Origin of the sequence: Vibrio sp. 99-70-13A1, from assembly GCF_013114625.1 — a bacterium.
Taxonomy (GTDB): Bacteria; Pseudomonadota; Gammaproteobacteria; order Enterobacterales; family Vibrionaceae; genus Vibrio.
The window spans coordinates 111,319-135,209 of record NZ_VTXD01000004.1 but is presented as its reverse complement, the minus strand read 5'-3'; the positions used below and the strand labels follow the sequence as shown (position 1 = coordinate 135,209).

Sequence of the window (23,891 nt, the reverse complement as noted above, 5' to 3'; positions counted from 1 at the left end):
ATAGGCTAAATCTTTATCATGCAATGGATTATCGAACATCAAATGACACTTATCACCGCAATATCATGCGCTCTCGCAAGTGGTGTGGCTGTCAGCTGGTGGGTAAAACAGAAGTTTTCTTTCCAGCAACAGCTTTTAGAACAGCAGATCGAATCAGACAAGCTACTGCATGAATCCCAAGCCCTGCAACTCAAATCATCTTTAGAGCAAGCACAAAAAGAACTGGATGAGTTGGATGATGAGCGAGATAAAGCCGCGTTTGAACTTAAACAAGCTCATGGCAAAGTGATGGCTGCGGTAGAAAAACTGCGATATTTTGAAGCGGTGAAGCAAGAGCGCCAGCAATATGCAGATGAGATCAACCATCTAAAAGAGCAAAAGTCTGAGTTAGAGGCAGAATTGCGTGAGCAAGAAGCTCGGCATGATCAAGAAAACCTAGCCAGCAGTGAAAAACTACAGTTGTTGGAGCAAGCTGAATCTCGCTTGAAACAACAATTTGAAATTCTCGCCAATCAACTGTTTGAAACTAAAACAGCAAAAGTGGATCAGCAAAATAAGCAAAGCTTAGAAGGGCTTTTGTCCCCATTGCGTGAGCAATTAGAAGGCTTTAAAAAGCAAGTGAACGACAGTTTTGGTCAAGAAGCCAAAGAGCGACATACTTTGGTGCATGAGCTGAAAAATTTACAGCGCTTAAATGAAACCATGACACGTGAAGCGACAAATCTGACTCAAGCTTTGAAAGGGGATAACAAGCAACAAGGCAATTGGGGTGAAGTAGTGTTAGCTCGCGTATTAGCAGAGTCAGGTCTGAGAGAAGGGCATGAATATCACACACAAGTGAACCTACAAAATGATGCCGGAAAGCGTTATCAGCCGGATGTTATTGTGCATTTACCACAAGAAAAGCAAGTCGTGGTCGACTCTAAAATGGCATTGGTTGCCTTTGAACGCTACTTCAATGCTGAAGATGATCAACAGCGTGATTCTGCATTGCGAGATCATTTGATTGCTTTACGAGCGCACATTAAAGGGTTGAGTCAGAAGGATTATCACCAGTTAAAGGGCATTCAAAGTTTAGATTACGTATTGATGTTCATCCCTGTTGAGCCTGCTTTTCAAGTGGCTATTCAAGCAGACCCAAGCTTGGTCAAAGACGCCATGGAACAAAATATAATTCTGGTCAGCCCAACCACTTTGTTGGTGGCTCTGAGAACGATTGATAATTTATGGCGCAATGATCGTCAAAACCAAAATGCGCAAGTCATTGCTGATCGCGCAAGCAAGCTGTATGACAAATTGCGCTTGTTTGTTGATGATATGGAAGGGCTTGGCGGGGCTTTAGACAGAGCAAATCAAAGCTACCAAGGTGCGATGAATAAACTGGCAACAGGTCGTGGTAATGTGATTCGCCAAGCGGAAAGCTTTAAAGAATTAGGCGTAGAGGTGAAGAAGCCCATTTCGATAAACCTTACCGAGATCGCGCAAAACGAGGCTTTTTCAGAAAATGCCTCGTTAGTAGAAAGACAACCTGCTGAGGATAAAGTAAACTAATCGACCGCAGCGCCCTTAGATGTATTGAGGTATCACGCGCTGTTGATGAAAAACTTACCATGGTAGATAACAGCATTATGGACACAAGCGTGCAGACAAATTCAGCAGTAGAATCAGAAACCACACACTTTGGTTTTGAAACCGTCGCGAAAGACGAAAAAGTCGCAAAAGTAGCAGAGGTGTTTCACTCTGTAGCCGCTAAATACGACATCATGAATGATCTTATGTCGGGTGGTGTTCACCGTTTGTGGAAGCGATTCACAATAGATTGCAGTGGTGTTCGACCTGGTCAGCGTATTCTTGATCTTGGTGGTGGTACTGGTGACCTAACGGCTAAGTTCTCACGTATTGTTGGTGAGAAAGGTCATGTTGTACTGGCTGACATCAATAACTCAATGCTAAACGTTGGTCGTGACAAACTTCGCGACAGCGGCATTGTAGGTAATGTGCACTATGTACAAGCGAATGCGGAAGAACTGCCTTTCCCAGATAACTACTTTGACTGCATCACGATTAGCTTCTGCTTACGTAATGTAACAGACAAAGATAAAGCATTACGTTCGATGTACCGCGTGTTAAAGCCGGGCGGTCGTTTGCTGGTTCTTGAGTTTTCTAAGCCAGTTCTTGAGCCTTTATCGAAAGTGTACGATGCGTACTCTTTCCACTTGCTGCCTAAAATGGGCGAGTTGATTGCAAACGATGCTGACAGTTACCGTTACCTAGCGGAATCTATCCGCATGCACCCAGATCAAGAGACTCTGGAAGGCATGATGCAAGGTGCCGGTTTCGAGAATACTAAATACTTTAACCTAACGGGTGGCATTGTTGCCTTACACCGCGGTTACAAGTTCTAACTCAGGTTTCGAGATAGACGTATTCAATGAAATTATTAAAACGGGTGAGTGACTCTTCATCCGTTATGCCGTTTATCTTTTATACAAGCTAAGGACTGTCATGCCATTTGATCCATTAGTGACTGCGGTTATTGAAACCTCTTTAAATACCTTCGTAAACGACGATCCAGAATTGGTGCGTCGTTTATCTCGTTTAAAGGGGCAAGTAATCCAAGTTAATTTAAAAGAGCTTAATAAAACGCTTACTTTCGTATTCAGCCAGCAGATTGATGTATTGGGCGATTATGAAGGTCAGCCTGACTGTTATTTGTCGCTGAACCTATCGGTATTACCTGAATTACGTGAGCAGTCCAATATCACCAAGCTGATCAAGCAAGATAAGCTGATTTTAGAAGGTGATATTCAACTCGCGCAAAAATTTGCTCAGCTCATGACAGATTGCAAACCTGATCTTGAAGAGTGGTTGTCTCGCATCACTGGAGATGTGGTGGCGCATACTTTAGTGCAAGGTGTGAAAAACGTGGGTGGCTTTGTTTCTAAGCAAGCGACTAAGCATCAAAACCATATTGCCCAAGTCTTAACGGAAGAGTGGAAAATTGCTCCTGCTCCGTTAGAGATCGCGCATTTCTGCGATCAGGTGGATGATGTGAAAAGTGCAACGGCTCGTTTGGAAGCGAAACTGAACACGTTGCTGGAGAAAGCATGACTCCAACTGAATTGAAACGCCTTTATCATATTATCAAGGTACAGTTAGAGTACGGTCTTGATGAGTTGATGCCGGTTCACCAATTGACGAAAGCGCCATTACTGGCAAGAAAGTCACTGTTTTGGGTAAAGAACAAGCATCAAGATAAAGAGCTAGGTCTTCGTCTGCGTTTGGCACTTCAAGAGCTTGGTCCGGTATGGATTAAGTTTGGTCAAATGATGTCAACAAGACGTGATTTGTTTCCACCTCATATCGCCGATCAGCTGGCATTGTTGCAAGACCAAGTTGCCCCATTTGATGGTGGGTTGGCTAAGCAGCATATGGAAGAAGCGCTGGGTGGCAGTTTAGATAACTGGTTCACTGACTTTGATATCACGCCATTAGCTTCAGCTTCGATCGCTCAGGTGCATACTGCTAAACTTAAAGAATCAGGTCGTGAAATCGTTCTTAAGGTGATCCGCCCTGATATTCGTCCCGTCATTGATGCAGATCTAAAACTGATGCACCGAATGGCGAGTATAGTCGCGAAAGCTCTTCCTGAAGCACGTCGTTTGAAACCTGTTGAAGTCGTACGAGAGTACGAAAAGACACTCATTGATGAATTGGATTTACGCCGAGAAGCCGCGAATGCCATTCAACTTCGACGTAACTTTGAAGGCAGCGAAGAGTTATACGTACCTGAAGTTATCACTGATTTAAGCAGTGAATCTTTAATGGTATCTGAACGAATTTACGGCATCCAAGTGTCGGATATTCCCATGTTAGAAGCCAATGGCACTAACATGAAGCTATTGGCCGAACGTGGCGTTACAGTATTTTTCACACAAGTATTTCGTGACAGTTTTTTCCATGCTGATATGCACCCAGGTAATGTGTTTGTAAATCCAGAGAATCCTGAAAATCCACAATGGATTGGTTTAGATTGCGGTATTGTTGGTACGTTAAATAGTGAAGATAAACGTTATTTAGCCGAAAACTTATTGGCATTCTTTAATCGTGATTATCGAAAAGTTGCAGAGCTGCATGTTGACTCTGGCTGGGTGCCACACGATACCAATGTGAATGAATTTGAATTCGCAATTCGTACTGTATGTGAACCTATTTTTGCTAAACCGCTTGGTGAAATTTCATTTGGTCATGTGCTGCTGAACTTGTTCAATACGGCAAGACGTTTCAATATGGAAGTACAGCCTCAGCTGGTTTTATTGCAAAAGACGTTACTTTATGTGGAAGGTTTAGGTCGTCAGTTGTATCCGCAACTCGATTTATGGGAAACGGCAAAGCCATTTTTGGAAACTTGGATGATGAACCAAGTTGGCCCACAAGCTGTAATTAATGCAGTAAAAGAGCGTGCACCATTTTGGGCTGAAAAATTACCTGAGTTGCCCGAGCTTCTATATGATAGCTTGCGCCAAGGTAAAGCCATGAACCAGCGTATGGATCAGCTTTACCAAGGTTACCGTGATAGTAAACGCCAACAAGCAACGGGTAAGTTTTTGTTTGGTATTGGAGCGACTTTAGTCGTATGCTCCGCAATATTAGTTTCAAGCCCTTACGAGCAGCTAAGCATGGGCTGTGGCATCGCTGGTGTCACATTTTGGCTGCTAAGTTGGCGAGCTTACCGTCGTTAAACGGTAGACTCCCTTAATAATTTTTGTGTAGAAAAACCCGAGGACAATACAATGGGTGGTATCAGTATTTGGCAACTTCTAATCATTGCTGTAATCGTAATCTTACTATTTGGTACTAAGAAACTACGTGGTATGGGCGGTGATTTAGGTTCAGCGGTTAAAGGCTTTAAAAAAGCAATGAGCGATGAAGATAAGCCTGCCGATAAAAAAGACGCAGACTTTGAACCAAAGAATATTGAACAGCAGAAAACAGACGCTACTGCTGAAACAAAGAAAGACAAAGAGCAGGCGTAAGTCGTGTTTGATATCGGTTTTTGGGAACTGGTATTAATATCTGTCGTCGGGTTAGTCGTTTTAGGACCTGAGCGTTTGCCAGTCGCTATTCGTAGTGTGTCCAAGTTTATTGGTACTGCAAAAAGCATGGCAAACAGTGTGAAAGATGAGCTTTCTCACGAGCTTAAAGTTCAAGAATTGCAAGAAAACCTGCGTAAGGCTGAGCAAATGGGTATGGAAGATTTATCTCCAGATCTAAAAGCATCGGTTGATGAATTAAAGCAGGCTGCTGCTGCTGTTCAACGACCATATGCGAAGCCTGATACTGAAAAAGCAAGTGAAGCGGAAACGACGCCAATCACAGAAACGAGTGAGAATGAAAGTATTCAAATTCGTAAAGAAGCTTCAGTAGCGTCAGATAAAAAAGCCGAATAGTCTCGCAAGGAGGAGCCACAATAAGCTCATGGAACACAATGCTTTATGTATTGTGCATGTGATTGGCTCCTTTTCGATCTCCCTGTTATAGAGGTTTGACATGTCTTCGACTCAGCAGACACAACCTTTGATTAGCCATTTACTTGAACTACGTAACCGACTTTTACGCGCAATTGTTGCGGTTCTTGTCATCTTTGTAGGGCTAATTTATTTTTCTAATGATATTTACGAGTTTGTTTCAGCACCTTTGGTAGATCGTTTACCTGAAGGGGCAACAATGATTGCTACTGATGTAGCGTCACCATTTTTCACACCGTTGAAGTTAACATTGATAGCGTCGATTTTTGTGGCTGTCCCGTTTATTTTGTATCAGGTGTGGGCGTTTGTTGCTCCTGGGCTGTATAAGCACGAAAAGCGTTTGATCATGCCATTATTGGCATCAAGTTCATTGCTTTTCTATTGTGGTGTTGCGTTTGCTTATTTTGTTGTATTCCCTCTGGTATTTAGCTTTTTTACGGCTATTTCTCTTGGGCAAGTTGAATTTGCGACTGATATATCCAGCTACCTAGATTTTGTCTTAGCGCTATTTTTTGCTTTTGGCATTGCGTTTGAAGTGCCAGTTGCGATTATTTTACTATGTTGGACAGGGGCTACGACTCCGAAAGCTTTATCTGAAAAGCGTCCGTATATTGTCGTGGGTGCATTCATTATCGGTATGATGCTTACTCCGCCAGACATGATTTCTCAAACATTACTTGCCATTCCAATGTGCATATTGTTTGAAATTGGTCTGTTCTTTGCTCGTTTTTATGTACGAAAACCTGTTGAAGGTGACGAAGAAGAAATAGAAGAGTAAATTTAGACTAAGTAATCACGTTAAAATAAAAAAGCAGCCAGAAGGCTGCTTTTTTATTTTAACTATCGGACTGTTACTTTGTGACCGCAAATTTGGCATATGTAAATTTCTTTGATGCCAATAATCTTGTGCCAAAAAGTTCGATGCTGACGCTGTAAGTGAATGGTATCGTGTTCACACATTTTAACTCACTCTTTAGTCTTATTTTTAAAGTGAGCGCGAATACTAACCTCGTTGATTATGCAACTCAAGTCAATACGATTAAAATTTATTATCAATTATAAGATTTATAAGGAAAATAGTTTTTTTGCGTTATCCGTTGTAATACGGTCTACCTCTTCTAGACTTATATTTTTGAGCTCTGCGACACGTTTTGCAACAAGGTTTGTGTAGGCTGGCTCATTGCGTTTACCTCTATTTGGTGCTGGGGCTAGGTACGGACAATCTGTTTCAAGGATGATGTATTCCATATCTAAGTGAGGGATGACTTTATCCATACCTGAGTTTTTAAATGTCGATACTCCGCCTAGACCTAAGTGAAAACCTAGCGCATTGATTGCCTGTGCTTCTTCCAAGCTGCTGCCAAAACAGTGGAATACACCACGTAAGCTGCCATCTTGCTCTTGGCGTAAAAGCGCCAGTGTTTCTTGGATTGAATCACGGGTGTGGATCACGACAGGAAGATTCAGTTCTTTCGCCCATTGCAGTTGAGTCACAAAAGCGAGTTCTTGTTCTGCTTTGAATGTTTTATCCCAGTACAGATCAATCCCAATTTCACCGACAGCAATAAAGTTATGTTTTTCAAACCAACCGCGAATTGTCGTTAAGGTTTGCTCAATATTCGCGTCTACATAACACGGATGCAGCCCCATCATTGAACGACAGACATCAGGAAATTGCTTCTCAGTGTTTAACATAGGTTCAATTGAATCTAGGTCAATATTCGGGAGAAGAATCGTATCAATGCCTTGTGCGAGTGCTCGCTGTACCACTTCTTCACGGTCATTGTCGAATTCGCTGGCATAAATATGGGCGTGAGTGTCAATCATCGTACTGTCCTGAAAATCTAAGGTTGCGCTGAGTATACGGTAGTGTGAGAGGAAGGTCATTTTTTGTCATTTGTTCGATTTTTTCATTCAGATCTAAGCTTTACTGTTAGAGTCTGTAACCATCGGTGATATGCTTTTATCAGTATTTAGCACTTTCATATCTAGGCATATTGATGTTTAGACTAGGCAAGGAGAATCTCGTGTCTGTTTCAATTCAAGGTCAATTCCCAGGTCGTCGTATGCGCCGTATGCGTAAACATGACTTCAGCCGTCGCCTTATGGCAGAAAACCAACTATCCGTGAACGACTTAATTTACCCAATGTTCATCTTAATGGGCAAAGATCGTCGTGAAACAGTTGAATCTATGCCTGGTATCGAACGTTTGTCCATCGATCTAATGCTAGAAGAAGCGCAGTACTTAGCGAATCTAGGTGTTCCAGCTATCGCGTTATTCCCCGTTGTGAATCAAGATGCGAAAAGCTTGTGTGCGGCTGAATCCTACAGCCCTGAAGGTTTAGTTCAACGTGCAGTTCGTGCATTAAAAGAGCATATTCCTCAAATTGGTGTCATTACGGATGTGGCTCTAGACCCATTCACGACTCATGGTCAAGACGGCATCATTGATGAAACGGGCTATGTGCAAAATGATGAAACAACCGAAGTTTTGATTAAACAGGCGATTTCGCATGCCGAAGCTGGTGCTGATGTCGTTGCTCCGTCAGATATGATGGATGGTCGTATTGGTAAGATCCGCGAAGCGTTAGAAGAAGCGGGTCACATTCATACTCAGATCATGGCTTACTCTGCAAAATATGCCTCTTGTTACTACGGCCCTTTCCGTGATGCCGTGGGCAGTGCTTCAAACCTTAAAGGTGGCGACAAGAAAAACTACCAAATGGATCCTGCTAATAGCGACGAAGCCATTCATGAAGTGGCTATGGACCTTAACGAAGGTGCGGACATGGTGATGGTGAAGCCTGGCATGCCATATTTGGATATTGTTCGTCGAGTGAAGCATGAGCTTCAAGCGCCTACTTTTGCTTACCAAGTCTCTGGAGAATACGCGATGCACAAAGCAGCGATTCAGAACGGTTGGTTAAAAGAGCGCGAGACCGTTTTAGAATCTCTACTGTGTTTCAAACGTGCGGGTGCTGATGGTATTTTAACTTACTTCGCTAAAGATGTAGCAGAGTGGCTTGCTGAAGATAATGCTCAAGCTGCTGAGCACTTACCTACAAAAGAATAATCAGTTAGATATTTAGCACACAAAGAGCTGGTTTATACCGGCTCTTTTTCATTGGGGAATGCATTATGGCTGTATTGATTCGAGAAGGTTCGCTAGAAGAAGTAATACGTATCGTTGATCAGATTGATGAGTTTGCTCACAAAGAAACGGTGGAATCGTTAGCTTCCCGTGTTGACGGTAAAAAGTCATTAATATTGATTGCGGAGGACGAAGGCGACCTGCTTGGTTTTAAAATCGGTTATCAATTAGATGAGCATACTTTTTATAGTTGGTTCGGTGGTGTATCTCCATTGGCGAGAAATAAAGGAGTGGCTCAATTACAACTCGAAGCTCAAGAACATTGGGTGAGAGAACAAGGTTATAAGCACTTAAAGGTGAAATCTCGTAATCAATTCCCCGCGATGTTAAGGCTGTTGCTTCGCAATGGCTATCTTATTGAACAGTATGAAAATAAAGAAATTTTACTAGAAAGTCGCATCCATTTTATCAAGCAATTTTAGTGTTATAAAAATTAAATGAGACTTTTTCTCATTTAGATGTTGACTATTAAATGAGAATCATTATTATTAACCACGTCTTAGGGAATGAGGAAACAGTTCACAAGGATGTTGAATCAGCTTGTTTAGACTTGCTGAGAACAGATTTCTAGCGAACTTGTACTAAGTTCTTTTTTGACACGACATTGCTCACATTGCTTCCAGTGTAATTTATAGCTTTTTGGTAGAGCTGTAGTATTCAATATGAATGGCTTTACCGCTTTTTGCTAGGCGACATCTTCGGGTGTCGCTTTTTTTCTATTTGCGCAAACCAAATCTTCATTTCTTATGAATAAAACAACACCAGCAATTTTTTCCACAGAGCAAGATCGAAAAAAGATCATTGGCGCATTGTTCGATCTGTGTTTATTTTTATTTTTATCAATCACTTAAATTCAATTTATAGTCTCGGCTTGTATTATTTAGAGCATGTGTATAAATAATATAAACAGAGTTATCCACAATTTAGGTAAGTCTTGAATAAAAAGTATTAACTTTAAAGCTGGCACGGTAAGTCTGATAACGTAGCATCAAAACATGAGACGTGGCATCCTTAACAGATCATTTCTGTACTTACTGGATACACAAATATTATGGCTCGTATTCCTGATAATCCATTGATCCTTATTGATGGTTCTTCTTACCTTTATCGTGCTTTTCATGCCTACCCAGGCACCATGAGTAATGGTGATATTCCAACAAATGCCGTTTACGGTGTGGTGAACATGCTTCGTAGCATGATGCGCCAGTTTGCTTCTGATCGTATTGCGGTAATTTTTGATGCGAAGGGAAAAACGTTCCGTGATGATATGTATCCAGAGTACAAAGCAAATCGCCCACCAATGCCAGACGATTTACGTTGTCAGATAGAACCTTTGCACAACGTTATTCGAGCTATGGGTCTACCTCTTATCTCTATCTCTGGTGTAGAAGCCGATGATGTGATTGGCACTTTAGCCTCACAAGCTTCAAAAGCTGGTATCCCAGTGCTGATCAGTACGGGCGATAAAGATATGGCTCAACTGGTAGATGAGAACGTCACTCTTATCAATACAATGACTAATGTTGTGATGGATAGAGAAGGTGTAATTGAGAAGTTTGGTATCCCACCAGAGCTTATCATCGACTACCTTGCGCTTATGGGCGATAAAGTCGATAACATTCCGGGTGTTCCTGGGGTTGGTGATAAAACGGCAACGGCTTTACTTCAAGGCATCGGTAGTATTGAAAAGCTGTATCAAAACCTTGATGACATCGCAGCACTTGGTTTCCGTGGTTCTAAAACGATGGCGAAGAAGCTCATTGATAATAAAGACAATGCTGATATGTCTTACGAACTTGCGACGATCAAATTAGATGTAGAGCTAGAAGAAACACCAGAATCCCTAGTAAAAGCTACTCCTAATACCGATGAGTTGATCAAGCTTTACGGTCAATTAGTCTTTAAGTCATGGCTCAATGAGCTACTTGAAGGTGGCAATGGCGTTGTAGAAGCGGATGAAAGATCAGGTGCGGTACGTAGCAATGCACCAGCGGCATCTTCAGGTGTGGAAATGAATACATCGGCAGTAACGATTGATCGCAGCCAGTACGAAACCATTCTTGACCAAGACACTTTTATTAAGTGGCTAGATAAGCTTAAAGCAGCTGATGTCTTTGCTTTTGACACGGAAACGGACAACTTAGATTACATGGTGGCGAACCTAGTTGGTTTGTCATTTGCGACAGAAGAAGGTATTGCGGCTTATGTACCCGTTGCCCACGATTACTTAGTTGCGCCTGAGCAGCTTGATCGTGATTGGGTGCTAGAACAATTGAAACCGATTTTAGAAGATGATGCACAAGCTAAGGTTGGTCAGAACCTAAAATATGATGCAAGTGTACTGGCTCGTTACGATATCGAAATGAAAGGCATCAAGCACGATACCATGCTCGCTTCTTACGTTTTTAATAGCGTAGGTGGTAAGCACGATATGGACAGCTTAGCACTCCGTTTCCTACAGCATAGCTGCATTTCATTCGAGCAAATTGCAGGTAAGGGCAAAAAACAGCTTACCTTCAACCAAATCGATATTGAAGAAGCATCACCATATGCGGCTGAAGATGCCGATGTGACTTTGCGTTTGCACAATCGTTTAATGGAAAACATTGAGCAAGACGAAAAGCTGAAAACCATTTATGAGGAGATTGAAATTCCTCTAGTACCAGTCATGTCACGAATTGAGCGTACTGGTGTATTTATTGATGACATGCTGCTGGGTGCTCAATCTCAAGAAATCGCGGTTCGTTTAGATGAATTAGAGCAAAAAGCTTACGAGATTGCAGAGCAAGAATTCAATATGAATTCCCCTAAGCAGCTTCAAGCTATCTTATTCGAAAAGATGGGCTTGCCCGTTATTAAGAAAACCCCGTCTGGCGCCGCTTCTACTAATGAAGAAGTACTTCAAGAGCTAGCATTAGATTACCCGCTGCCTAAGTTGATTATTGAATATCGCGGCTTGGCGAAGTTGAAGTCTACTTATACTGACAAGCTGCCTAAGATGATCAATGCTGAAACGGGTCGAGTGCATACTTCTTATCATCAGGCTGTTACGGCAACAGGGCGTTTATCTTCGACCGATCCAAACCTACAAAATATCCCAATTCGTAACGATGAAGGACGTCGAATTCGTCAGGCATTCGTTGCACCTCACGGTTGGAAAATCTTAGCGGTCGATTACTCTCAAATTGAGCTGCGTATTATGGCGCACTTATCTGGTGATAAAGCGTTACTTGAAGCTTTCCAACAAGGTAAAGATATTCACGCGGCAACCGCAGCTGAAATTATTGGTGTGAGCATTGATGATGTCACCACAGAACAGCGTCGCCGTGCTAAAGCGGTTAACTTTGGACTGATTTATGGCATGAGCGCATTCGGCTTAGCGAAGCAGTTAGGCATTCCACGTGGTGAAGCACAGCACTATATGGATACTTACTTCGAACGTTACCCTGGCGTAATGCAATATATGGAAGACACCCGTAGTAATGCATCAGAGCAAGGCTTTGTTGAAACTATCTATGGTCGTCGACTGCATCTTCCTGAAATCTCATCTCGTAACGGTATGCGTCGTAAAGCTGCTGAACGTGCTGCGATTAATGCACCAATGCAAGGTACTGCTGCGGATATTATTAAAAAAGCAATGCTTCTTGTTGATGAGTGGATTCAAGCGGAAGGTGATGGTCGTGTGAAATTACTTATGCAAGTACACGATGAATTGGTTTTTGAAGTTGAAGAGTCAGCTTTGGCTGAAATTGAAAGTAAAGTACAGGAATTGATGGAATCAGCTGCCGATCTAGAAGTACCTTTAGTGGCTGAAGCTGGTAGCGGAGATAACTGGGACCAAGCTCACTAGTCAAAAATAGAGCTTATTGACATAATTAGCATGAGCCAGCGCACAAACGCTGGCTTTTTTTTATCTAAAAAAAAGTTAATTGATAAATGGCTATTGTGTTCTTTAATAAAACTTAAGTGAAAAAAAACTACAAAATCTATTTCCATTTCTGAGCAATTGTTGTACATTAATCTCGTAGGGTACAGAGGTAAGATGTTCTATCTTTCAGACCTTTTGTTTCACGTTATTGGATTAGGCTGATTCAGCCGCCCCAGTCAGTATTTGACTGGGGCGTTTTTTCTTGTGGCAAAGAAAATTTCAAACAAGCCCTTTTTTCTCTCTCTTTTTCCTGTCCTTAGTACTTATCCGTTATTAACGAAAAATCCCTATTTGTAAGTTTATTTCTTTTCTACTTGGGTTATTTCTCTTTATAAATCAAGATCGCTATTTGTTTGTTTGTTCGTTTAAATAAGCTTAGTTCTGCTTTTTCATTAGCCGTTGGTGATGAGTAGTTTCTTGTTTCTCTTATCTTTTCAAAATTCATTAGGCATAAAAAAGCCTCGCAATGATGCGAGGCTATATTTAACTTTTTCTTCGAACTGATCTCTTCTAGCCACTGTCATTTACGAAGCAGCTATTGCGATCGTGTTTATTCGTCGTTTGAATCTACATCGTTGTCCAGATCTTCTTCTAGAAGATGAGCAAATGCAGGTGCAAACCAAGAATCAAGCTTACTGCGCAGCTGATCAACTCCTAAACCTTTCAGTGAAGAGAAAACATCAACGTTCACATCACCACCAAAAGACTCGGCGTCTTTACGGATCTTGAGAAGTTGTGCTTTACGAGCGCCACTCTTTAACTTATCAGCTTTGGTTAGTAGAACTTGTACTGGAATACGGCTGTCGATTGCCCAGTAGATCATCTGCTGATCGAGATCTTTCATTGGATGACGGATATCCATCAACACAACAAGACCTTTTAAGCATTCACGACGCTGTAGGTATTCACCAAGAGACTGTTGCCACTTTTTCTTCAGTTCTAGAGGAACTTGTGCGAATCCATATCCAGGAAGATCGACAATATGACAACCTTCATCAACCTTAAATAAGTTAATAAGTTGAGTTCGACCTGGTGTTTTACTGGTTTTCGCTAAACCTTTCTGGTTGGTTAGGCGATTTAGTGCACTAGATTTACCAGCATTGGAGCGTCCTGCAAACGCAATTTCGATACCTTCGTCTTCTGGTAAGTGACGAATATCGGGTGCACTAGTAATGAAATGCGTCTTTTGATAATGAATTTTTACGCTCACTGTTAACTCCATCTCGACTTTGTGTAGTCGATTGATTACTTTTTTGTGAATTTGTGTAAAATAACCGTGCTCGGCATAAGGTCGCCTATTGTACCATGAGTGGCAACATAGAGTGGTACTGGAAGCTTGATAATTATAATGGAATGTCATGAAGAAATTAGCGCTAATTTTGAGTCTTTTAGCCAGCTGCTCTGTATGGGCTCAAGGTAGTATTGAAGCTGGTAAAGCCAAATCACAAACATGTGTTGCCTGCCACGGTGCAGATGGCAACAGCTTAATCACACAGTACCCTAAACTGGCAGGTCAACATGCCAAGTACCTTGAGAAGCAGTTAAAAGAGCTCAAGTTAGGTATGACAAGTGGTGGTAAGCAAGGTCGATACGAGCCTGTAATGGGTGCGATGGCGATGCCTTTGTCTGAAGAAGATATGGCGGATCTAGCGGCATATTACGCCTCTCTACCTATCTCAAATAATTCAACACCAGAAAACGTGGTTGCTGAAGGTAAAGCTTTATATACCGCTGGTAATTCAGAGCGCGGCATTACGGCATGTATCGCATGTCATGGACCGCGTGGTAACGGTACTGAACTTTCGGGTTTCCCTAAAGTTTCAGGTCAGCATGCTGACTATATCAAAGCGCAGCTAGAAAAGTTCCGCGATGGTAGCCGTAATAATGATATGAATGCGATGATGCGTGATGTTGCTAAAAAGTTAACAGATGCAGATATCGACACCCTATCTAAATACGTTGGTGGCCTACACTAATCATTCTTAACCTATAAAAATAATAAATAGGTCTGAATTACATCTACGTTCGAGCACAGAATTGAGAAACGCCCCTATCGGAATACGGTAGGGGCGTTTCTTTTATGTGGCAAATATAGAACTTCGAGAGAATTTATGATGTCGTTTTTCGATACGTGCAGTGAGTCGCTATTGGTGTAAGTTCTATTCCCTCCTCTGTATTTGTGAGAGATCGGCTATTATTTACCGCACGTTCATAGAGCTTGTTTTCTAACGTAATGAAAATTAGACGCTTTATAAATTGATGATTGAACGTTTGAAAATTGTGATGTGAAGCCATTGCAGTCTAAGTCTAGAAGGGTAAAGTACCCACTATCAGCAAGGAGCTGAACTAGATATGGATGATCGACTTGTCTGAAGGTATAGACAGAAATGGATCAGGCTAGGATGGCCCAGTAACAAGGTGTTAGAAAAGGAAAGCCAAAATTCATCAGGATGATGACCAACAAACAAACTTGGCAAGGAAAGCACCAATAACAAATGGAGATTTGTGTACCAAGTTGAGTATACAAACTTTGGCCATAATAGGCAGATTTAGAGAGCGATAGGTTTTCCTATCGCTTTTTTTATTGGTTTGATGAAAAAACACCCAATACCACTCCACTATATACGCACTTTCTGGTATGTTTCGCATCCCTGTTTAAGGATGTGCGCATGTATACTTGTCCCTTATGCCATCACGATGATGTGAATCACTACTTTGAAGACAAACGCAGAGAATTTTTGCAATGTCAGCAATGTGAGTTGGTATTTGTTAATCCTCAACAACGATTAGCTGCAAGCGAAGAAAAAGCGCAATACGATCTCCATGAGAACGATCCGAATGATGCAGGCTATCGTCGATTTTTATCTCGTATAGCTGAACCGTTAACAGGAAAAATTTCATCCAATTCACATGGGTTGGATTTTGGTTGTGGTCCCGGTCCTACATTATCTATTATGTTAGAAGAAGCCGGACACACTATGGATTTGTACGATATCTATTACCATCCCGAAACTTCGGTGTTGGAAAAAACGTACGACTTTATGACTGCCACTGAGGTAATAGAGCATCTCTATCAACCGGATAAAATTTGGCAGCAATGGTTAAATTTAGTTAAGCCAGACGGCTGGATTGGTTTAATGACCAAGCTAGTAATAGACGTAGATGCGTTTGCTGGTTGGCACTACAAGAATGATCCTACGCATGTAGTCTTCTTTAGTCGTCAAACATTCCAGTTTTTGGCTGAGCGGGATAAGCTCGAACTAGAATTTGTTGGAAATGATGTAATTTTACTGAGGAAACTGCAGTAATGGGTCGTAGTAAGAAATCAAGAAAGCCGGGAGCACTCGGTGCTCCAGAACCTATGGTTACAAGAAACCGTAGTGAGTCTAATGTTGAAGGCCGTGAACGTAAGCGTATTAAAAAGCGTAAAGGCTTAAAATCAGGCAGCCGACACTCAGATGGTAGCGATGCACAGCAACGTAAAGCTGCACAAAATCGCGACCCTCGTTTAGGTAGCAAGAAAAAAATTCCATTGATCGTTGAGCCGGCTAAAAAGCCGAATAAGCAAGAGCGTAAGCTTTCTAACGAGCAAGAACTTGAAATGCTTGAGAACGATGCTCAACTGAATACTCTACTAGATCGCATTGAAAATGGTGAAAACCTAGGTGCAGGTCTACAGAAATTTGTTGATGAAAAACTGGATCGTATTGAGCATCTAATGGGCCGTCTTGGTTTATTAGAGCCAGAAGAAGACGAAGAATCTGAAGATGAAATCTTTGAAGAAACGCCTGTAGTCGCTAAGAAAAAGAAAGCGAGTTCTGATGAAGACTTGCTATCTCAGTTTGAAGACTTCGATCTAGACAGTTTTAAAGGGTAATATCGAATGAATGTAACCTTATTAGCCATTGCTGGTGGAGTGATCATTCTCGGCTTAGGTGCTTATGCAGGTTACCTTCTACTTCAAGTGAAGAAGCAGACGGAACTGCAAAAACAGCATCAAGCGTTAGCGATTGAAAAACGCAACGCGAACATTTATGAAAACATAAATACGTTATGTTTAGCTGGTATCCAAGGTCAATGCGACTTATCAGAATTGAGCATTCGTATTTATTACATTATGGATAATGTTCAAGGTGATGAACGTGTCGACTTTGATGCGGAATATCCAGCAACGTCTGAACTTTTCCATATTGTAGAAAGTATGGCTCGTGGTGATGATAGGCAAGCGCTCGCGAAGAAAGAGCGTATGGAACAAAACCTAGCACGATATAAAGCTGAAACCCGCTTGAATGATACGATTATTGAAGAGTTAAAGGTGCTCCAGAAAAAGGTGCAACCGCTCAACAATCAAATCAACATCCAAATGATATAACCCCAAAGGCTTACTGAAACTGGTAAGCCTTTTTGTTTTAAAGCAGGCATGAGTGATCGTGCTAGCAGTTCTGAATATTAATTGCCAAAACTTGTTGTCGCATCAAACTGCTTTGAAAGTCATATGGCAGAATAGCCAGTCTATAATTTTAAGTATGTAAACTGATCAGTGGGCGCTCATGTGCAACTGATCTTAACCGGAAATACCATCATGTCGAGTCAGCCAGTCGTAACCAACCAGCAAATCGTTTGGGATCAAGCCATCTTAGACAAGTACAACTATTCTGGACCGCGCTACACTTCATACCCAACGGCGTTGGAGTTTCATGAAGCGTTCACGGTAGCAGATTATGACATGGCGTGTACCCAGTACCCTGATCGACCACTATCTTTGTATGTGCACATCCCATTCTGTCATAAGCTTTGCTATTACTGCGGTTGTAATAAAGTGATCACTCGTCATTCTCACAAAGCGGATGAGTATCTTGATGTGATAGAACATGAGATTCGCCAGCGCGCTTCTCTATTGCATGGTCGTAACGTGACTCAGTTGCACTTTGGTGGTGGTACGCCAACATTCTTGAATAAAGCGCAAATTACTCGTCTAATGAAGATCATTCATGATGAGTTTCATTTTGTTGAAACCGCTGAAATCAGTATTGAAGTTGACCCACGTGAAATTGAGCTAGATATGCTTGACCACCTACGTAGCGAAGGTTTCAACCGTTTAAGTATCGGTGTTCAAGATTTCAATAAAGAAGTGCAAAAGCTGGTTAACCGTGAGCAAGATGAAGATTTTATTATCGCAATGGTTAAGCGCGCGAAAGACCTAGGTTTCCGCTCGACGAACCTCGATTTAATCTATGGCTTGCCTAAGCAGACAAAGGTATCTTTTGCTGAAACTTTAAAGCAAGTGTTAGAAATGCAACCAGGTCGTTTGTCTGTATTTAACTACGCACACATGCCGCAATTGTTTGCTGCTCAACGTAAAATCAAAGAAGAAGATTTACCGGTTGCTGAAGAGCGCATGGGCATTTTACAAGATACTATCGCGACTTTAACTGGTGCGGGCTATCAGTTCATTGGTATGGATCACTTTGCTTTACCTGATGATGAGCTGGCAGTTGCTCAGCGTGAAGGCGTTTTGCATCGTAATTTCCAAGGCTACACCACACAAGGTGAAGCTGATTTGGTTGGCTTTGGTGTATCCGCTATCTCTATGATGGGAGACGCTTACGCGCAAAACCAAAAAGATCTGAAGAAGTACTACGCGCAAGTGAATGACCTACGCCATGCTTTATGGAAAGGGGTAGCACTTGATGGTGATGATTTACTGCGCCGCGAAGTGATTAAACAGCTGATTTGTAACTTCAAATTGGACAAAACTAAGATCGAGTCTGAATTTTCAGTCACCTTTAATCAATATTTCAAAGAGGACTTAGGTCTTCTGCAGACATTCATTAATGATGAGCTGGTTGAAGTGGATGATAAAGAAATTCGAGTGACTCTACGTGGTCGTTTATTGATCCGAAATATTTGTATGTGCTTCGATAAGTACTTGCGTGCTAAAGCGCGTCAGCAGCAGTTCTCACGAGTGATTTAACTTGTTGCGTTAAATATTCGATTCCATAAAAAATGCCAGCATTAAGCTGGCATTTTTGTTTCTAGACTTTGCTAAGCACTAAAGCACTAAAGCACTAAAGCACTAAAGCACTAAAGCACTAAAGCACTAAAGTGTTATAGCATTAAGTCATTAAGCGCGATTGGCTACTTTATCTTTTAGCTCTTTTTTCTCTGCATCAGAGATGAAAGCAAGGTCAAGACCGTTGATTTGAGCTTGACGAATTTGTGCTTGGCTTAAACCAGCCTGTGGCGCTGCAACTTCGTATTCGTAAGGCAGTTCAATGCCTTCAACTGCAGGATCATCTGTATTTAGACACGCCATAACACCGTGCTCAAGGAATTGCTTAACAGGGTGGTTTGCAAGAGTCTCAACTGTGCTTGTTTGGAAGTTTGAAGTCAGGCAAGACTCAATACCAATACGGTTTTCAGCAAGGTAATCCATTAGTTTTGGATCGTGGATCGCTTTCACGCCGTGACCAATACGAGTAGCACCTAGTTCTTGAATTGCCTGCCACATGCTTTCTGCACCAGCCGCTTCTCCTGCATGCACGGTTACATTCATACCTGCATCACGCACTTGTTTGAAGTGAGTAACAAAGCGGTCACCAGGCTGACCCAGTTCATCGCCAGCTAAATCAACAGCTACAATTTTATCTTTCTGAGTCAGAATAGCGTCTAACTCTTGTTGGCATGCATCGGTTCCGAAAGTACGGCTCATGATACCAATTAGGTTCGCTTTTACACCAAAGTCACGCATACCAGCTTCGACGCCGTCTACAACAGCTTCGACTACGCCAGCAACCGGAAGTTTATGCTTCATTGCCATGTAGTAAGGTGAGAAGCGCAGCTCTGCGTAATCAATTTGAGCGTTCAGTGCGTCTTCGACATTTTCGTAAGCAACACGACGACATGCATCTAAATCACCAAGAACCGCAACACCCCAATCAAGCTTAGAAAGAAATGCCACTAGTGAAGGTTCTGCTTCAACAATCTGAACATGTGGTGTTAGAGCCTCAACATCATAAGCTGGTAACGCAACACCAAACTTCTGACCCAAATCTAAGATAGTTTGAGTACGAATGTTACCGTCTAAATGGCGGTGCAAATCAGTAAGGGGCAAATTTTTAGTTATCATTAGAAAGTATCCAGATCAAGAATGTGTGCGGTGGTATCAGTATAAAAATGAATAAGAGCTGTGTCAGTAACAAATGCGTTGGAAAGCAGCGAAATCCGCTGTTTTCTACTTCATGTTAACCAAATCTGTTGGCCATTCATCAAAGGGTACAGGGCGGCTGTAAAGAAAGCCTTGTGCCTGAGGACAGCGTAATTGAGATAATAATTCCGCTTGTAATGGTGTTTCGACTCCTTCAGCAACCAGATTCGCTTTAAAGCCTTTTGTGATATTAACAATGGCAGCAACGATAGAGCTGTCGAGATTTTCTTTTTCTAATTTACTGACAAAGCTACGGTCTATTTTTAAGCAATCAAACGGAAGCTTTTGTAGATAAGCTAGAGAGGAGTAACCTGTACCAAAATCATCGATCGCAATGGAAATACCTAATGATTTTAAGGCGAGCATATTTTCGATGATGATTGGATCATTATCGACGATGCGTGATTCTGTAATTTCCAGAGTAAGATTTCTTGCAGATAATCGTGTGGACTGGAGAGTATTTTTCACATCTTGGATAAAGTTTTTCTGAGTCAGTTGGTCGACGGACAGGTTTACGTGGATTGAGAAGTCCACTCCCCACTTTCCTGATTCAATCGCGCTGGCAGTATCACGACAGGCTTTGTGTAAGATTTGGTGCCCAATATCGTTAATTAAGCCGCTTTCTTCCGCTAGAGGAATGAACTCTAATGGTGAAATGATGCCTTCATCGCTTATCCAACGCGCTAAAGCTTCAGCTCCAACGGTTGCCCCAGTTTCTAAATCAATAATAGGTTGATAGAAAGGTTCGAATTGTTGGCGTTCAATGGCGGTATTAATACGAGCAAGCATAGTCGTGCGATGACGTGAAGCCTCACCCATTTCAGAGCTATAGATACTGATACGAGTTTTATCTTGTTTCGCATTACTTAATGCGATGCTGCTATTACGTAGCCAGAGCGTCATGTCTTTTTGTTCAGTGAGTTTCACCACGCCAATCGATACATTCACTACAACATTCTCAGATTCCATACCGAAAGGAGAAGCAAAAGTTTGTACTAATCGGTGTGAAAGTAAGCTGATGTCGTCTTTCTGAGTTATTGCCGGTGCATAGATAGCAAACTCATCACCACCCGTTCGTGCGAGTAAGTACTCTTCCGGTAATGTGGTTCTCAATCGGGAAGCTGCAATTATTAATAATTGGTCACCGTTGTAGTGACCTAAGCTGTCATTAATGTCTCTGAATCGGTCAATTCCTATCAGGTACAGACTGCCGCAATTTTTATCTTCCAGCTTACTGTAAGCGTCAATGAACCCTTCTCTGCTGTATAAATTAGTCAGGGAGTCATAGGTTAATTGGGTTTGAAGCGCATTAAATGATGCTTTTAAATTGTTCGCCATTTCTGTAAAGGCATACACCAACATACTGGTTTCATAGATATGCCCAGGCTGTGGCATATTGCTTTCCCAATCACCTTTCGCTAAGTGCTTCGCTGCAGCGGCTGTTGAAGTGATTGGTCGTGTTATATGGTTGAAAGTGACTAACCCAAGTGTGATACCAATTAAGCTAACAATTAAGCCTATTATCCAACTATTACGCTGGTTTTCTGGTAGGTCACCGAGTAGGTCAGATTCAGGAATAGACATACCAATGAACCAGGTTATTCCGTACTCATCTTCATAAGGTGTGATTTGATTGAAGTAGCGTTCGCCATTGAGCTTGAAGCTAAAACGCTGTGCATCTTTATTCGCTGTCAGATTGAGCTGATCAACATAGGCTGCACTTTCACTAATAATTGGGTTTGCACTTTCTGTGGCTAATAATCGAACCCCTTTCTCTGTCTTATCCGTGCCCCAGGAAAGTACACTGCCACCGCTTGAGTGAGCGACTAGGCGTTGTTCTTTATCAATAATGTATACGGATGTATCGGTTTTATCTTTGATGCTTTGCAGGAACGAGTTAAAAGTATCGATCTTAATATCCGCAACAAATACACCGATAAAGGATTGGTCATCAAAGATAGGGGAAAGTGCAGATAAGGTTATTTCTTGTCTTTCGTCGGCATTGGCGTAAATGGATGACCAAAGTGGTTTCCTTGATGCTGCAACAGGTGCATACCAAGGTCGAATTCTTGGGTCGTAACCGGATATAACAGAGCGAATATCGCTGCTAAGCTGGCTACCTCTATAAATAACGAGTTTATCGTCTGTCCGGTCATCTTGAATCATCAGGGTATAACCATTATTGGATTCCTTTCGAAAACCCACATAATTGGTATCTTCAGAGCCAAAACCTAATACATCAAGTTGTGGTATTGAGCTGTACAAGTTTGAAAAGCTCTCAAACATGTAGTGCTGAACTTCTTCCGTCTCGCCGGGTTTATATAAACCGTTATAGCCAATGGTATGGCTGAGTGCCAATGCAGCGTTGAAGGGCTCTTGGAGGAAAACAGTTAAGCTTTTATTTACGTTTTCAGTCAATGACGTAAGCTGTCGGGCACTAATGTCAGAGACCATTTCTTCGTAGTTTTGCTTTTGAGCAAACACAATTACACCGATAGTGAAGAGAAAGATCATCACGAATGGAAGAACAACGGCTGTTCTTAATGTAATTTGTGTTTTTATGGACATGTTTGGCTATGACTATGTATGATGTACTGTAATTGTACCCACTCAATGTCTCCCTAGCGAACTATTTTTGATTAAAATTTAGCTACTTCGCTAGGGATGGTCGAACTAATAAAGTTCTTTTAACTTTCGAGTTAAGGTGTTTCTGCCCCAGCCTAAAACTTTCGCTGCGTCTTGCTTGTGACCATTTGTATGATCGAGGGCAGCTTCTAAAAGTATACGTTCAAATTCAGGAAGCGCATAAGAAAGTATTTCTTTTTCTCCTGAAGCAAGTGCACACTTTGCCCAATTACCTAATTGTTCTTGCCAGTTTTCAGTACCTTGGCTAGAAATATTTTTTTTCTCGTCGAGCAATTCTGTTGGAAGGTCGGAGGGTAAAATTTCACTACCGCTTGCCATTACCGTTAACCAGCGACATATATTTTCAAGCTGACGAACATTCCCAGGCCAGGTAAGTTTGTTTAATGTCGCCACCGTATCTTTATGTAATGTTTTAACTTCTACCGCTAGCTCTTCAGCTGCAAGCACAAGGAAATGTTGAGTCAGCTTTTCAATGTCTTGTTTACGTTCTCTAAGAGCAGGAATATGGATTCGGATGACATTCAGGCGGTGGAATAAATCTTCACGGAAGTCACCTTCATGCACCAATCGCTCAAGATCTTGGTGGGTAGCTGCCACAATACGTACATCTACTTTTATTGCAGAGTGACCCCCCACTCGATAAAACTGACCATCAGATAGCACTCTTAATAGCCTTGTTTGGATATCAAGAGGCATATCACCTATCTCATCAAGAAATAATGTGCCGCCGTTTGCTTGTTCAAACCGACCTTGGCGAACACTATTCGCACCAGTAAAAGCGCCTTTCTCATGACCAAACAATTCAGATTCGATCAAATCTTTTGGAATGGCGGCCATATTAAGTGCGATGAAAGGTTTTTTTGCTCTAGGACTGTGTCTATGCAAGGCATGAGCAACTAATTCTTTACCTGTACCTGATTCACCGTTGATAAGAACGGAGATAGAGGAGCGTGACAAGCGACCAATAGCACGAAATACTTCTTGCATCGCTGGGGCTTCACCAATTATTTCTGGTGGGTTACTGTCGGCGATTTCATTGGCTTGCTCACGTTTTTGCTCATGACTGTGTGCGATGGCCCGCTCAACCAGAGTGAGTGTCTCATCGATATCAAACGGCTTAGGCAGATATTCGAAGGCACCTTTTTGATAAGCATTCACAGCTGCATCAAGGTCTGAGTGCGCAGTCATGATAATGACAGGTACATCTGGTGACTTTTGATGTACTTGATTAAGCAACTCAATACCATCCATACCCGGCATTCGAATATCGGATACAAGTACGTCTGGCGCTTCTCGCTCAAGTGCTAGCAACACACTTTCGGCATCAGCAAATGTCTCGCATTTTATATTGGCGGATGACAACGTTTTCTCTACAACCCAACGAATTGAACTGTCGTCGTCAACAACCCAAACATACCCTTTACTCATAG

Annotated in this window: 20 protein-coding genes; 15 read left to right on the top strand and 5 right to left on the bottom strand. The window is 41.9% G+C overall.

The window, feature by feature from the left end; translation table 11 throughout:
• Nucleotides 1–18 precede the first annotated feature (18 nt).
• The 7 genes from rmuC to tatC all read left to right on the top strand — a co-directional run bounded on the left by rmuC (nucleotide 19) and on the right by tatC (nucleotide 6,306).
• The gene (gene rmuC, locus F0226_RS05295; RefSeq protein WP_171734674.1) at nucleotides 19–1,551 is read left to right on the top strand and encodes a DNA recombination protein RmuC; all 1,533 of its coding nucleotides are present in this window, start codon (nucleotides 19–21) and stop codon (nucleotides 1,549–1,551) included.
• 74 nt (nucleotides 1,552–1,625) lie between these two features.
• Nucleotides 1,626–2,405 (top strand): bifunctional demethylmenaquinone methyltransferase/2-methoxy-6-polyprenyl-1,4-benzoquinol methylase UbiE, encoded by a 780-nt coding sequence (ubiE, locus tag F0226_RS05290; protein WP_137374123.1) that lies wholly within the window; start codon nucleotides 1,626–1,628, stop codon nucleotides 2,403–2,405.
• 100 nt (nucleotides 2,406–2,505) lie between these two features.
• Nucleotides 2,506–3,111 (top strand): SCP2 domain-containing protein, encoded by a 606-nt coding sequence (locus F0226_RS05285; RefSeq protein ID WP_171734673.1) that lies wholly within the window; start codon nucleotides 2,506–2,508, stop codon nucleotides 3,109–3,111.
• Nucleotides 3,108–4,742, top strand: a complete 1,635-nt coding sequence (gene ubiB / locus F0226_RS05280) for a ubiquinone biosynthesis regulatory protein kinase UbiB (protein ID WP_171734672.1) — start codon at nucleotides 3,108–3,110, stop codon at nucleotides 4,740–4,742. Before F0226_RS05285 ends, ubiB begins: the two co-directional genes overlap by 4 nt.
• A gap of 51 nt (nucleotides 4,743–4,793) precedes the next feature.
• Entirely contained in the window at nucleotides 4,794–5,036 is a 243-nt protein-coding gene (gene tatA, locus F0226_RS05275) for a Sec-independent protein translocase subunit TatA (protein WP_137373928.1), read from the top strand.
• Between the two features lie 3 nt (nucleotides 5,037–5,039).
• Complete coding sequence (gene tatB / locus F0226_RS05270) at nucleotides 5,040–5,450, top strand: Sec-independent protein translocase protein TatB (protein ID WP_171734671.1); 411 nt, start codon at nucleotides 5,040–5,042, stop codon at nucleotides 5,448–5,450.
• 100 nt (nucleotides 5,451–5,550) lie between these two features.
• Nucleotides 5,551–6,306 carry a twin-arginine translocase subunit TatC gene (tatC, locus tag F0226_RS05265; RefSeq protein WP_171734670.1) on the top strand — a complete coding sequence of 252 codons (756 nt, stop codon included), beginning with the start codon at nucleotides 5,551–5,553 and terminating at the stop codon, nucleotides 6,304–6,306.
• Between the two features lie 287 nt (nucleotides 6,307–6,593).
• Here the strand turns inward: tatC and F0226_RS05260 are convergent, their stop codons facing one another.
• Complete coding sequence (locus tag F0226_RS05260; protein WP_171734669.1) at nucleotides 6,594–7,355, bottom strand: TatD family hydrolase; 762 nt, start codon at nucleotides 7,353–7,355, stop codon at nucleotides 6,594–6,596.
• A gap of 200 nt (nucleotides 7,356–7,555) precedes the next feature.
• On the opposite strand from F0226_RS05260, the gene hemB reads away from it, so the two are divergent.
• From hemB to polA, 3 genes are all read left to right on the top strand, one after another.
• Complete coding sequence (gene hemB, locus F0226_RS05255) at nucleotides 7,556–8,602, top strand: porphobilinogen synthase (protein ID WP_171734668.1); 1,047 nt, start codon at nucleotides 7,556–7,558, stop codon at nucleotides 8,600–8,602.
• A 65-nt stretch (nucleotides 8,603–8,667) separates the two neighbouring features.
• Complete coding sequence (locus tag F0226_RS05250) at nucleotides 8,668–9,102, top strand: GNAT family N-acetyltransferase (RefSeq protein WP_171734667.1); 435 nt, start codon at nucleotides 8,668–8,670, stop codon at nucleotides 9,100–9,102.
• A gap of 629 nt (nucleotides 9,103–9,731) precedes the next feature.
• On the top strand, nucleotides 9,732–12,530 hold the full coding sequence (polA, locus tag F0226_RS05245) for a DNA polymerase I (protein ID WP_171734666.1): 2,799 nt from the start codon (nucleotides 9,732–9,734) through the stop codon (nucleotides 12,528–12,530).
• Nucleotides 12,531–13,158: 628 nt separating this feature from the next.
• Here polA and yihA read toward each other — a convergent pair.
• Complete coding sequence (yihA, locus tag F0226_RS05240) at nucleotides 13,159–13,818, bottom strand: ribosome biogenesis GTP-binding protein YihA/YsxC (protein WP_273297382.1); 660 nt, start codon at nucleotides 13,816–13,818, stop codon at nucleotides 13,159–13,161.
• Nucleotides 13,819–13,966: 148 nt separating this feature from the next.
• Here yihA and F0226_RS05235 point away from each other — a divergent pair, with 148 nt between their 5' ends.
• From F0226_RS05235 to hemN, 5 genes are all read left to right on the top strand, one after another.
• The gene (locus F0226_RS05235; protein ID WP_171734664.1) at nucleotides 13,967–14,584 is read left to right on the top strand and encodes a c-type cytochrome; all 618 of its coding nucleotides are present in this window, start codon (nucleotides 13,967–13,969) and stop codon (nucleotides 14,582–14,584) included.
• Between the two features lie 693 nt (nucleotides 14,585–15,277).
• Entirely contained in the window at nucleotides 15,278–15,916 is a 639-nt protein-coding gene (locus tag F0226_RS05230) for a class I SAM-dependent methyltransferase (RefSeq protein WP_171734663.1), read from the top strand.
• Nucleotides 15,916–16,485, top strand: a complete 570-nt coding sequence (yihI, locus tag F0226_RS05225) for a Der GTPase-activating protein YihI (protein ID WP_171734662.1) — start codon at nucleotides 15,916–15,918, stop codon at nucleotides 16,483–16,485. The genes F0226_RS05230 and yihI overlap by 1 nt, the downstream gene beginning before the upstream one ends.
• Nucleotides 16,486–16,491: 6 nt before the next feature.
• On the top strand, nucleotides 16,492–16,980 hold the full coding sequence (locus F0226_RS05220; protein WP_171734661.1) for a DUF2489 domain-containing protein: 489 nt from the start codon (nucleotides 16,492–16,494) through the stop codon (nucleotides 16,978–16,980).
• Nucleotides 16,981–17,190: 210 nt separating this feature from the next.
• Nucleotides 17,191–18,582 carry an oxygen-independent coproporphyrinogen III oxidase gene (gene hemN / locus F0226_RS05215; RefSeq protein WP_171734708.1) on the top strand — a complete coding sequence of 464 codons (1,392 nt, stop codon included), beginning with the start codon at nucleotides 17,191–17,193 and terminating at the stop codon, nucleotides 18,580–18,582.
• A 150-nt stretch (nucleotides 18,583–18,732) separates the two neighbouring features.
• Here hemN and add read toward each other — a convergent pair whose 3' ends face one another.
• The 3 genes from add to glnG all read right to left on the bottom strand — a co-directional run bounded on the left by add (nucleotide 18,733) and on the right by glnG (nucleotide 23,889).
• Complete coding sequence (gene add / locus F0226_RS05210) at nucleotides 18,733–19,737, bottom strand: adenosine deaminase (protein WP_171734660.1); 1,005 nt, start codon at nucleotides 19,735–19,737, stop codon at nucleotides 18,733–18,735.
• A gap of 105 nt (nucleotides 19,738–19,842) precedes the next feature.
• A complete protein-coding gene (locus F0226_RS05205; RefSeq protein WP_171734659.1) occupies nucleotides 19,843–22,383 on the bottom strand; it encodes a GGDEF and EAL domain-containing protein in 2,541 nt (846 codons plus the stop codon).
• Between the two features lie 105 nt (nucleotides 22,384–22,488).
• Nucleotides 22,489–23,889 carry a nitrogen regulation protein NR(I) gene (gene glnG / locus F0226_RS05200; RefSeq protein WP_171734658.1) on the bottom strand — a complete coding sequence of 467 codons (1,401 nt, stop codon included), beginning with the start codon at nucleotides 23,887–23,889 and terminating at the stop codon, nucleotides 22,489–22,491.
• Nucleotides 23,890–23,891 lie beyond the last annotated feature (2 nt).